Source organism: Clostridium sp. MD294 (assembly GCF_000364165.2).
GTDB lineage: Bacteria > Bacillota > Clostridia > Lachnospirales > Anaerotignaceae > Coprocola.
Map to the genome: position 1 here is coordinate 2,823,328 of NZ_CP097810.1, position 13,176 is coordinate 2,836,503.

A 13,176-nucleotide genomic window follows, 5' to 3' on the forward strand; every position below is an offset into this window, starting at 1 on the left:
TCAAATTTATATGCTTCTATAAAAATTTTTAATTGCCTGTTTTCCTTGATTTTATCGCATTTTTTGGCATTTCCTTTTTTCATGTTTTTCGCTTTGCGTCAGTTGCGTCGATATTTTTGATATATCCTCTGTTGTGTAAAATATCGACGCATATCGACGCACTTTTTACTTTTCTATCCAAATTTATATGTCTTTATAAAAATTTTTAATTGCCTGTTTTCCTTGATTTTATCGCATTCTTTGGCATTTCCTTTTTTCATGTTTTTCGCTTTGCGTCAGTTGCGTCGATATTTTTGATATATCCTCTGTTGTGTAAAATATCGACGCATATCGACGCATTTTTTTATTTTTTTCCATCTGCTACACGTTTCAGGCAAATTTTTCTCTCATGCCCACGTTTATTTTCATACTGGATACCATATTCTTGTAAAAGTCGACTATTCAACACATTTAATTTTCTAGTAACCACATTTGCTTGTATTTGCATATCTGGTAGTTTTTCAACCAGTTCTGTTGCTGTTCCTTGCCATTCTGGACTTTCTTTTGTTAATAATAAATTGATAGCCTCTAAAAGCGGATTGATTGGCTCTTTCCATAATTCTGTTTCTGCCCTTTTGAAATTCCAAACACAATGTTCTCTGTCAAATTCAATCGTCAATTTCTGGTCTGCTTGGTCACGTCCTGCAATATCCAACACAGCAATATTGTCTGTACGTTTTTTCTTTTGCATGATGAAGGCACCGTCCGCTGCTCCAAGTAAACCATTCGTTCCAGAAATCATTTCAAAACTGTCTTCTGACTGCAACTTTCTCGTGTGATGCACTACCAAAACGCAAACATTATGTTTGTCACTAAACTGTTTTAACTTTGTCACAATATCATAATCGCTAGAGTAGCTATATCTATCTCCTCCAACTTCTCTTATTTTTTGAAGTGTATCAATCATAATCAACTTTGTGTCAGCGTGTTCCTTCATAAATTTGCTAAGCTGTTCTTCCAAACCTTCGTTCAAAGATTTTGACATTGTAGCAAAATAAAAGTTACTTGTGCTTTCCATACCAAACATTTTTGAAAGTCGTTTTTGCAGTCTGCTGAAATCATCTTCCAATGCTAAATATAATACACTGCCTTGATTAACTTTGTAATCCCATAGTGAAATACCCATGCTGACATGATAACCTAACTGTGCCATAAAAAATGATTTTCCTACCTTTGGAGCACCGACGAAAAGATATGTGCCATTATAAATCAGTCCGTCCACAATAGGTACTTTAGGTGTAAAAACTGTATCATATAATTCTTCCATCGTAATCGTATACAACACCCCCTGTTCAAATTTTTTTGTACTTTGTTCATTGCTTTTTTGTTGGTTTTCTGTTATAATAACATCAGACTTTGTTGATTGTCCTTTATCTGTTGCACCAGATGTAATAGGGACAATCTTTTTTTCTTTACTCATCGGTTTTCCTCCTTTTTCTTTTGGTATTTGAAATAGTGAAAGTCTTTTACTCACCATTTCTCATACCCTACATTGTGATAATAATTAAATTGATAGTATCCAATAAATTTTAAGATACTTTGTTTCCTGCTTCAATACGACTAAGTTCATTCAGTACATCTTTCAACTCATTTTTAAGTGCTTTATACACTTTTGGATTGCCTGTTACTTCAATTTTTCTTTTCTGCAAACAGCAAATAATAAAATCCTGTTTGCTCATACCTGACAGCTTGACTGCTGTTTCAATTTGCTTATCTTCCTCTGGAGAAACTCTAAAAGATACTGTTTTATTTCGCCATCTCCCTTGTTTGTCTAATTTTTTTATTGACATAACAACACTCCCCTTTTGTAAAATTTATATCTCATCACTTGTTCTTTCAAAATCAAGACGGTCTGCCATTTCTGACTGCCTTGAGGGGAATAAGTGAGCATATCTATATGTAATTTTTTCGCTTTCATGTCCAACCCTGTCGCCTATTGCAAGAGCCGTAAATCCCATATCTATCAACAAACTTATATGCGAATGTCGCAAATCGTGAATTCTTATCCTTTTTACATTAGCCATTCGAGAACCTCTATCCATTTCATGATGTAAATAATGTTTCGTGACTGGAAAAATCCTGTCATTTGCTCTCAAGCTATAAAATAACTTAAAACAGTCTTTCATCTCATCTGCTAAAAATTGTGGTATTTTAATTACTCTGTTGCTCTTTTTTGTTTTCGGAACAGTCACAACATCTTTTCCTCTTAGCCTTTGATAAGACTTGTTAATTGTTACTGTTCTGTTTTCAAAATCAAAGTCGGCAGGCGTTAAAGCAAGCAGTTCTCTCTCTCGAATACCACACCAATACAACATTTCAAAAGCATAAAATGAGAGTGGCTTATCCATCATGACATCAGCAAATTTTAAATATTCCTCTTTTGTCCAAAACAACATTTCTTTGCTTTCCTCCATGCCCATTGTGCCTGCTTTCCTTGCTGGATTGATAGCTAAGTCATAATAACGAATGGCATGATTAAATATGGAACTCAACTGTGCATGAATGGTTTTTAAATAAGTAGGAGAAACTTCCTTCCCTGTTTTTCCTTTTTGATTTCGCATTTCATTCTGCCAGTCAATGACATCTTTTGCTGTAATTTCTGACAGCCTGCGTTGCCCCAAATAGGGCAGTATTTTGCTTTGTATGATACTTTCTTTTGTTAGCCAAGTATTTTCTTTTAGTCTTGGTCTTACATCTTTTTCATACAATTTGCAAAAACTTTCTAATGTCATATTCACATCAGCATTTTTTTGTAATTGAAATTGACGCTCCCAATTCTGTGCTTCTTGCTTTGTGGAAAAACCTCTTTGACATTTTTGTTTTCGTTCGCCTTTCCAATCATTGTAGCGAAGCATGACGTACCAAGTATTATTTTTTTCATTTTTATAAACTGACATTTAATCCCTCCTTTTTTGTGTCCCGTAAAAATGCTCATAGAAAAATTGACGGTCAATACGTCCAGCTATCACAAAGCAACCTTTGTTTTCCAGTTCTTTGTTCAGCTTACGTATTAGCTTATAAGCATAGGACTCTGAAACATCTAATACTTTCATTACATCGGATACTTTTAAAAACATTTTTTCCATTATCATCATTCCTTTCACTACTATTCACTATACTAATTTGTATAACGATATGATGCTATACTTTTTTGTATTTGTAAAGTAGTTTTCAAAAATTTCTATACTTTTTTGTATTATTTTTTATTGATTATTCCCATACTTTTATGTTATACTGAATTATCAACATTTGTTAGGAGATAAATTATGGCAATAGGAGAAAGAATACACTATTTTAGGCTACTTCACGGCTTTACACAAAAATATTTAGGAAAATTGCTTGGCTTCAACGATATGCAGGCAGATGTTCGCATTGCTCAATATGAAAAAGGTGTTCGCAGTCCCAAAGAAAAATATTTGAATGCACTTGCAGAAGTTTTTGAAGTGTCCCCTCAAGCACTTGCTGTTCCTGATATTGACAGCTACATCGGACTTCTGCATACACTTTTTGCAATGGAAGACATTTATGGTCTGTATGCTGATGAAATTAACGGAGAACTTTGTATTCGCCTTGATAAAAGCAAAGGGACAACCTACCTTTCCATGTTTGATATGATTTCTGCTTGGCAATCGCAAAGGGCAAAATTAGCTTCTGGTGAAATCACAAAAGAGCAGTACGACCAATGGCGATACAACTATCCTAATATGGAAAAAAATAACAAATAACTTTTTAACAACAAAAAAAGTCTTACCAAATCAATTACAATTATTTGGTAAGACCACTTATTCTTTCTTATAGGCACTCGCCAGCCACTTGCTTGCTGATGAGTAAATGCCTTTTTACAAATGTTATCAAATTGTTATCAAACGCCCTTTAAAATTTCTGAAATCCGCTGTTTATGCTGGTTTCAAAAAAATTTTAATTATTCCCACTCAACAGACCTTTTTAGATTTGTAGTATTTTATAAGGTAATTTGTTATTCTTATTATACCATATTGCGTTTTATTTGTACAGTATCTCTATTTCAAAAAATTTTTACTATCAATTTAATATCAATGAACATTTTTATTATTCAAATTTTTGAATAATAATTCAATTTTTATAATAATAAAGAATTTATCTATATTACTTGTACTGCATTTTCTTTTATTTCATTAACTAATCTTTTCCTGCAATAGCGACTTTTCCAATAGGTGCACAAGAAGATAAAATAATTATACCAGCTGGAAATGATTTTAATTTAGTATCCTTTACAGCTTTTTCTGTTATTTTTCTTTCACTACTATAATATAAGTATCATCATTTATTTCAACAGGTGTAATTCAATCAATAGTTCCATTCTAATATTCTGAAACATTACTTTTTGGTGTAGAACCAGAAACAATATTACATATTTCTCCTAATTTTGCCATTATAACATTCCCTCCCATTCTGTCAGCCTTGTCGTAATCTGTTATTCTAGTTCATACAGTTCTAAAAGTATTTGTTGTATAGGATGGTATTCCACAGGTACATACTCTACTTTTTTATATTTATTGATAAAAAGTTCATAGTCATTTTTTGCAATTTCCTCTTTTGATACAAAAAAAGAGTGTTCTGTTCTTTCTCATCAAGAGAATGTATAAACATAATATAAGTAAGCTGTTGGATTGAACTGAGGAATATTTTAAATTGTCATTTAATAATCTTTTAATAACCAATATACACCATATTTTGGAATTTTTACTTCATTTGCTGGCATTTCTGTACCAGAAATTAAATCTGTATATATACCATCATTTTGGTAAATAAAAGCAATTTTGTCAAATTCACTAAAGTTAAATATTGCAACTAGCTTTTCTTTTGAATTAGAACGAACTAGCACTAAAATTGAATTATCACCACTGTTTAGTGTCCAAACATCTGCACCAGCCTCAAAAACAGAATATTGACTTCTTATTTTTCCCAGCTTTTCAATCCCATCAAATAATTTTTGTTGTACACTACCTTTTTCTGTTCTTTTTTCTGCTAAATCCCACAAAAAATTTCCACGATGCAAATATCTGGAATCTTCTTTCTTTTTTAAGTCATTATGATAAGTATAGTCATTTAATTGCCCTACTTCATCACCACTGTAAATAACGGGAATTCCAGATTGTACCAACATATATGCGTGAAGCATAAAATCCAGTTGAATTGCCTGTTCCAAAGACTGTATATTTTGTTCTGTTTGTGCTTTTTCAATGCCACATAAAGATGCGGTTGTACCACACAATCTTGCATCTCCTGAAATTGGGTCAGAATTATATAACTCTCCTTTGGAAAAAGAACCTTCAAAATTTCCTGTAAAAAAGTCATTCAAATATTTTTTATGGCTTACTTCATACATTCCAAATTGCGTCAGATAAGGATAATCTAAACCCCAACCAATGTCATCATGGCATCTTAAATAATTCAAAAATACATATTCTTTTGGCAAATGATTTACAATGTCCATTTGCTGCTTTAAAATACGAATATCCCTTGTTGCAACACAGTTCCAAGTTGTTGCCATTGTTGTTACATTATAAAGCATATGACATTCTGGTTTTTCTACTGTTCCAAAATAAGGCACTACCTTATCAGGAGCCATAACAACTTCTCCAAGCAACAATATACCTGGACAAACAATTTCACAAATAATTCTCATCATTCTAACAATATTATGTACTTGTGAAAGATTTCTGCAATTTGTTCCTAACTGTTTCCAAATATATGGTACAGCATCAATTCTTATCACATCAATTCCCTTATTTATCAAATTTAAAACGTTATCCATCATTTCATTTAATACGATAGGGTTTGCATAATTCAAATCCCATTGATAAGGATAAAATGTTGTCATTACAAACTTTTGCACTTCTGGGAACCATGTAAAATTGCCTGGTGCTGTTGTTGGAAATACCTGTGGAACTGTCTTTTCAAATTCAGCCGGAATAGTAAAATCATCGTAAAAGTAATAATAATCCTGATATTCTTTTTCGCCCTGTATTGCTTTTTTTGCCCATTCATGTTCTTTTGAAGTATGGTTCATAACAAAGTCTAAACAAAGACTAATTCCTCTGCTATGACAATCATCTGCTAATTGTTCTAGTTCTTCCATTGTGCCTAATTGTGGCTTTACATTACGAAAGTCAGATACAGCATATCCGCCATCATTCTCTATTTCGGGTGAGTCAAGCAATGGCATAAGATGGATATAATTCACGTTACATTCCTGAATATAATCTAATTTTTCTCCAACCCCTTTTAAGTTTCCAGCAAAAGCATCTACATATAACATCATGCCTAATAATTGATTGCCTTTATACCAGTTTGTATTTTGAGCTCTCTGTCTATCTAATTTTTTTAAAGGGTGTTTTCTTGCACGATATTGTTGATACATAATGTCACAAAGTTTATAAAAATCATCCATACGGTTTTCATATAATTCACAATATAGCCATTTTAATTCATCATAATATTTTAGAAATCTGGATTGATATTCCTGTTCATATTCGTTTTTGTCTAATACCATTGTGGTTCCCTCCTAAAATAATATTTTCTTTCGTTTGTTAAAAATTTAAAATGAAAACAGAATTCCTAAGTTTTTTAATAGCCTGAGAATTTTAAGGTCTTTTTTCTTTTATATAAATTTGCCATGCCTGAAAGTCATCTACAGCATTTGGTACAACAAAACCAATTTGTCTTAAAGCTATACCACTAATTACTTCACCACAATGAAATCCATAAGGCAGTCTTTCAGGTTGTTTTTCATTGTATTTCTGCAAAGAAAGTTGATACATAGCATTATCCTTCAAACCATAAACTTTTGCCCTAACAGGTACAGAATTTGCCTGAACATGATGATAAACAGCACTGATTAATGCTTCTTTCCCTTCTGGGTCTGCAAATTCCCAAACAGTGCAATTACCTTCCAATGGGCTGGAAATTCTATAATAATCACCAAACTGAAACAGTGAATAATATTTTTTGAAAATAGCAATTTGTTTTTTAATTTCCTGTTTTTGTTCTGCTGTTAATGTTGCTATATCCAATTCGTAGCCAAAAGTGCCTGCCATTGCCATACAAGCTCTTGTGGAAAGTGGTGTTATACGTCCTGTCTGATGGTTAGGAACGGCAGAAATATGCGTTCCCATTGCAGAAATTGGATAACCAAAGGAAGCACCATATTGTATGCTAAGACGTTCGATAGCGTCTGTATTATCGCTACCCCAAATTTGAGGTGTATAATACATCATACCTGCATCAAAACGACCGCCTCCGCCTCCACAACCTTCAAACAATACTTCTGGAAAAGCACTTGTTAATTTTTCTAATACTCTATATAAACCTAGCACATATCTATGAGAAAATTCACCTTGTTTGTCTGCTGCTAAGCAGTTACTGAATTTATCGCATATTGCTCTGTTAAAATCCCATTTTATGTAGCTTGCAGAAGATTCTTTTATCACATTGGATATTGTTGCTATCATATAATCTTGAACATCTTTTCTGGAAAAATCTAATACTAGTTGATTTCTACTTAAACATGGCTTTCTATTTGGAATTTTTACTGCCCATTCTGGATGCGTCCTGTATAAATCACTATCTTCTGAAATTCCTTCTGGTTCAATCCATACGCCAAAAGCTATGCCTTGTGAAATAATTTTTTGAGATAATTCCTTTAAAGTACAACCAAGTTTTTTTTCATTTGGAATCCAATCCCCTAGCCCTGTATTGTCATCTTCTCTTTTTCCAAACCAACCATCGTCCATAACAAATAATTCAATACCAAGTTTTGCAGCTTCTTTTGCAATGTCAATCAACATATCTCCTGTAAATTTAAAATAAGTTGCTTCCCAGTTATTGATTAAAATAGGACGACGTTTCTTTTTCCATATCCCCCTACAAACGTGTTCTCGAATAATAGTATGCATATTTTTGCTCACATTTGCTATTCCATTTTGACTATATGTCATGATAACTTCTGGCAACCAAAGGCTTTCTTTGGATTGCAACGTCCATTGAAAATTGTCACTATGAATTCCGCAAAGTAATCTTGTTCTATCAATTTGGTCTTTTTCTACTTCAATTAAAAATTCTCCACTATACATTAAGGAAAATCCATAGCAACTGCCCATTGTTTCTTTTGCATCTTTTTCGCACAGCATAACAAAGGGATTATATTGGTGACTGCTAATTCCTCGAACACTTCCTATAGATTGTATTCCATGATGAATTGCTTGTCTTTGTATGTTCATTTCCATATTGTGTCGTCCATAAAAAGAGAGCAATTCAAAATCGCCATATTCCCAGTCCAATTGTAAACTTGCTGCTTTTTGCAGTATAACATTCGATTTTCCTTGATTGGTAATTTTTACTGCCCTTGTAATAATGTCTAATTCTTCTAATACACCATAATAGAGGAATGCTTCTAAGCCTGTGTCAATATCTTTTAGCTGAATGATAAGTGTTTGTGCTTCTTCCTTTTCTGCATAGACAGCAGGCAGACCTGGAATGGCATATTTCCCTTTTTCTATACTGTAACCAGCGTATTTCCATGCTACAACTTGACTTCCATCCATATTTTGTGCTCTTAAAGCAGTAATACGATAATCACCTGTGCCAAAACCACTATATTCCTGTGGGAGGGAATCCAAAGAATAAGCTCTGTCATATTTTCCTATTGAATATGGATTTCCAGAAAATCCTCTGTCTGCTTGATAATATAAAAGAGATTTATCACTGTTGTCTGTTTTTTCACCATAATATGCATGAAGTAAAACATCATATTTGTCTACTTTCATTTGATAAGTTGAGTTTTTCGTTTGTATTGTAAAAATATCTTTGTTAATTATTATCGCCATATCTACACATTCTCCCGTTGTTTGCTTTTGTTTTGATACTAGCAAGTTCTTTTGTTTGGTATCACAAAAGAACTTGCTTCTTAATTATTTAAAAAAGCCCCATTTTTTGAAATTCATAGTACACGCCGTCTTCCCAAACGTTACCACATATTACATCTGCAATATTTTTTAATTCTTCGCAAGCGTTTCCCATTGCAACACTAATACCTGCTGCTTTCATCATTTCATAGTCATTCATACTATCTCCAAAAGCAATCGTATCTTCGCTATGAATTTCATAATACTGGCATACCAAAGCCATAGCAGTTCCTTTATCAATTCCTTTTGGAATAATTTCTCCATTAAAGCAAGAGGTTGTATTAGCATACGGATATACTGCATAGTGAAATCTATCTCCCAAATATTTTTTTGTTTTCTCAATTGCTTCTATATTGGTACTGGTAAAACATATTTTATATGCACCTTTTTGTGGATATTCTTTATAAGGTAAAATTGGTATTCCTACTTCAATTTCTTTTTGCATACGAATTAATTCAGAATTTGTTTTATCTGGTTTTGCTGTTTTAAGCAATTCTTCCATTTGAGGGTCTGTATAAATGCCTTCTGGTGTTTCTATTCTACAATACATACCATACTCATGAAAGATTGCCAAACATTCTTGTATAGTTTTCTCTGGAAGAAGATTGTCAAAAAGTACTTTTCCTTCTATTTCAATATGACTTCCAGCACTTGCTATAATGCCGTCAAATCCAACATCTATAATGTCTTTTCCAATGATAGGCATATTTCGTCCGGTGCACAAAAATACTTTATGTCCTTTTTGTCTTGTTTTTTGTACTGCTTGGATTACATTGACAGATGGTGGTAACATTTCTGAAACTAAAGTACCATCAATATCCAAAAAAATTAACTTTTTCTTCATATTTTTTCCTCAATTCTTTTTTTATATTTATGCCTTGTAAACAGTTGATGTAATGGTATCTGTCGTCATCTCTCCAGGAGAAGATATCTTCAATTTTTTTTCTGCTGGAAAGTCCGTAAACATCATAGGAATAACGGTATCATAACCTGCTTTTTGTATCTGCTCTTTGTCAAATTCAATTAGAAGCTGCCCTTTTTTGACAACATCACCTGTGTTAACATGAGGGGTAAAATATTTTCCTTGTAAGTTTACAGTATCTACTCCAATATGGATTAAAATTTCTGTTCCATAATTGCTTGCAAAACAGATAGCGTGTTTTGTATCAAAAATGCTGATAATTCTGCCGTCTGTTGGTGCATATACTTTTCCAACACTTGGAATTACTGCAACACCATCACCTAATATTTTGTTTTTAAATGTTTCATCATTGACATCTTCTATAGCAATCATTTGTCCTTCTGCATATCCAAAAAATTCTTCTTTTTCTGGCGTTTCTAAAACTTGTGGTATTTCTGGCTGTGTTAAAGCTATTGTTGCTGTGGTTGCTGGTACTTCTGTTTTATCCATAAATTTTCCTAAAACCAATGTCATAAGAAATCCACCTGCAATCGCAACTGCGTGTGCAATAATATAATTTACATACCCATTATTTACTGGGTCGGCTAAAGCAATTCCTGGTACAACAGTTGTACCAAAACCAAGTGCTGCAAGATTAGTAAGATAAACAATCACACCACCTAATGCTCCGCCGATACATCCACCTATGATTGGAAAACGATATCTCAAGTTGATACCAAATAATGCAGGTTCTGTAATGCCAAATAAAACGGAGATAAAACTTGGGATACATAATTCTTTTGTTTTTGCATTATCTCTATGCATTATCAAATAACCAAGAACTGCACCACCTTGTGCAATAATTGCCACAGACATCAAAGGATTGATAAAGTTTCTTCCTGTATCTGCTAAAAGCTGTGCTTCGATTGCACCAAAAATATGATGCAAACCAGTAATAACAACTAACTGCTGCAAACCAGAAAATACTGCATATCCAGCCACACCTAAATTTTGTGTCATCCATACCAAAGCATTCGTAATACCAGAGGAAAGTCCTCGACCTACTGGTCCAATAATAGTAAACAAAAGTAGAGCACCAACTAATGTGGTAAGTAGCGGAGAAATTAAAAGACGAATGACTTCTGGCACCTTTTTTTCAAAAAATTTATCTAGTTTTGCTGTAACAAATCCCATTAACAATGCTACAATAATACCACCTTGAAAACCAACTAATTTTACACCTAATCCAAAAATATGTAGTACAGTTACTTCTACCGTTCCTTGTGCTGCTGCATAGGCATCTGCTAAACTATTACTCAACATAATACAACCTATAACGATACCAAGAATGGGTCTGCCCCCAAATCGTTTACAAGCACTATATGCTACTGCTAAAGGAAGAAAACCAAAAATAGCACCAGATGAAATGTTAATCAATCTATTGATACCATAAAGTGTTTCATTTGCTTTTACAAATTCAAAGTTTCCTAATACACCTGAAAGCCCTGTTAATAATGCTGCTGCAAGAATTCCTGGCATAATGTCTACAAATACGTCAGATAGTGCTTTAATAATTCTTTGAAGCGGATTCATTTTTTGATTTGCTACTGTTTTTAAGTCACTTAAACTCATATTTTTCATGTTATTGTGTTCTGCAAATACTTCATATACATCATTGACTAAACCTGCACCAAATATAATCTGTACTTGGTCTCCTGCCACAAAAACACCTTTTGCAAGGTCTACATCTTCAATTGCTTTTAAATCTGCAATATCATTGTTTTTTAAAACAATTCTTAGACGGGTCGCACAATGTGCTACACCCTGAATGTTGTCTTTTCCCCCAACAAGTTTTGTTAACTCTATGGATATTTTTTCATATCTCTGTCTTTTGTTTTCATCCATTTTATAATCCTCCTTTTCTTTACTAGAGAAGCATCTTTTGTTTAAAATTTCCCATAGCTACAGTAAAAAAACGTTTTTTTATTTGCTCCTTGTATTTATCATTATACGCTGTTATAATAAGATGTATATGGACGTATGTTACTTCTATATTGAACATTATGACTCTTACTTTTTTGAAAAAAATAAGCTTGAAATGAAGTCTTAAGGTTTTAGGAGGAATGGTATGATAGATTATATTTTTTCTAATGATTTTTTCCGAAATATTGATGCAATGATTTATACTTGTGGCTATGAGAGCTGTGCACCTGGTCATAGTTATGGTCCTATTCTACGCAATGGCAATGGTTATTTAATTCATTATGTGTTAAGTGGGGCGGGAATTTATAAAACAAGAGGGAAATTATTCCGACTGAAACAAGGGGATGCTTTTATAATCTGTCCTGATGAACTGATTTATTATGAAGCAGATGTACATTCTCCTTGGGCTTATACTTGGATTGGTATGCAAGGAATTAAAATAAAAAAGTATTTACAAAGAACTTCTTTTTTAGAAAATCTTGTTGTACACTATGAAGAAGATCAACAACTAAAACTTTGTCATGAAAAAATGGCGGAAGCAGATAAACTTCCTAAAAATCGTGATTTGATTATGAACAGCATTTTATATGAGTATCTCTTTCTTTTGGCTTGTAAATTTCCAAATGAACAATATTGTGTGAATGAAAAAAAGTCAAACTACGTGGAAGAAGCATTGCAATTTATAGAGGAACATTATTGTGACCCAATTACAGTACAAGATGTTGCAGACCATCTTAATATTAATCGTTCTTATTTGCACCGTATTTTTAAATCTTTTACCAATGTTTCCATGCAAAATTATTTGCTTGACTATAGAATGCGACAAGCATGTATTCTTTTAAAAGATACAGAAATGCCGATTTATCTTATTTCACGTTCTGTAAGTTATGTTGACCCTTTGTATTTTTCAAGATTGTTTCATCAAAAAATGGGAATTACACCCAGTGATTATCGAAAAAAGAATCAAAAAAAGGAGTTTTAATATAAATAGTATTTATATCCTCATTCCATTTTGAAGCAAGGGAATGATTATATCAAAAAAATAAAATCCTATTTTATAAAATTATGAAAATTAATATAGACATCTTTATAACATTAAAAGTCTAAAAAAATAAATGACATCGCTTTTAAATCGCATCAATGGAAATTCTGAAATCATGATATTTGCGTCATATATGCAAATGGTATACCCTAGAGAAGAACAAAAATAACAAAATGTAGAGCCTCTTGCTGAAGAATGGATAAAATACATACAAAATACAAATAGTACGTTTGAAAATACTATAAAATGGGAAACAAATAATGGAG

10 protein-coding genes are annotated in these 13,176 nt (G+C 32.7%); 2 read left to right on the forward strand and 8 right to left on the reverse strand.

Features of this window, described 5'->3' with window-relative positions; translation table 11 throughout:
- Positions 1 to 343 precede the first annotated feature (343 nt).
- From C820_RS14045 to C820_RS14060, 4 genes are all read right to left on the reverse strand, one after another.
- The gene (locus tag C820_RS14045; RefSeq protein ID WP_035296235.1) at positions 344 to 1,459 is read right to left on the reverse strand and encodes an AAA family ATPase; all 1,116 of its coding nucleotides are present in this window, start codon (positions 1,457 to 1,459) and stop codon (positions 344 to 346) included.
- Between the two features lie 109 nt (positions 1,460 to 1,568).
- A complete protein-coding gene (locus tag C820_RS14050; protein WP_004036612.1) occupies positions 1,569 to 1,829 on the reverse strand; it encodes a plasmid mobilization protein in 261 nt (86 codons plus the stop codon).
- 24 nt (positions 1,830 to 1,853) lie between these two features.
- Entirely contained in the window at positions 1,854 to 2,936 is a 1,083-nt protein-coding gene (locus C820_RS14055; protein ID WP_251855602.1) for a site-specific integrase, read from the reverse strand.
- Positions 2,937 to 3,125, reverse strand: coding sequence for a hypothetical protein (locus C820_RS14060; RefSeq protein WP_004036608.1), 189 nt, complete (start codon positions 3,123 to 3,125; stop codon positions 2,937 to 2,939).
- 180 nt (positions 3,126 to 3,305) lie between these two features.
- Between C820_RS14060 and C820_RS14065 the strand changes: the two genes are divergently transcribed.
- On the forward strand, positions 3,306 to 3,764 hold the full coding sequence (locus C820_RS14065; RefSeq protein WP_004036606.1) for a helix-turn-helix domain-containing protein: 459 nt from the start codon (positions 3,306 to 3,308) through the stop codon (positions 3,762 to 3,764).
- Between the two features lie 953 nt (positions 3,765 to 4,717).
- Here C820_RS14065 and C820_RS14075 read toward each other — a convergent pair.
- The 4 genes from C820_RS14075 to C820_RS14090 all read right to left on the reverse strand — a co-directional run bounded on the left by C820_RS14075 (position 4,718) and on the right by C820_RS14090 (position 11,790).
- The gene (locus C820_RS14075) at positions 4,718 to 6,574 is read right to left on the reverse strand and encodes an alpha-amylase family protein (protein WP_004036602.1); all 1,857 of its coding nucleotides are present in this window, start codon (positions 6,572 to 6,574) and stop codon (positions 4,718 to 4,720) included.
- A 91-nt stretch (positions 6,575 to 6,665) separates the two neighbouring features.
- Positions 6,666 to 8,906, reverse strand: coding sequence for an alpha-galactosidase (locus C820_RS14080; RefSeq protein WP_004036601.1), 2,241 nt, complete (start codon positions 8,904 to 8,906; stop codon positions 6,666 to 6,668).
- An 88-nt stretch (positions 8,907 to 8,994) separates the two neighbouring features.
- Positions 8,995 to 9,828 carry a Cof-type HAD-IIB family hydrolase gene (locus C820_RS14085; protein ID WP_004036600.1) on the reverse strand — a complete coding sequence of 278 codons (834 nt, stop codon included), beginning with the start codon at positions 9,826 to 9,828 and terminating at the stop codon, positions 8,995 to 8,997.
- 27 nt (positions 9,829 to 9,855) lie between these two features.
- Positions 9,856 to 11,790: a PTS sucrose transporter subunit IIABC gene (locus C820_RS14090; RefSeq protein ID WP_004036599.1), complete on the reverse strand. Its 1,935-nt coding sequence runs from the start codon at positions 11,788 to 11,790 to the stop codon at positions 9,856 to 9,858.
- Between the two features lie 223 nt (positions 11,791 to 12,013).
- Here C820_RS14090 and C820_RS14095 point away from each other — a divergent pair, with 223 nt between their 5' ends.
- Positions 12,014 to 12,850 carry an AraC family transcriptional regulator gene (locus C820_RS14095; protein ID WP_004036597.1) on the forward strand — a complete coding sequence of 279 codons (837 nt, stop codon included), beginning with the start codon at positions 12,014 to 12,016 and terminating at the stop codon, positions 12,848 to 12,850.
- The last annotated feature ends 326 nt before the right edge of the window (positions 12,851 to 13,176 follow it).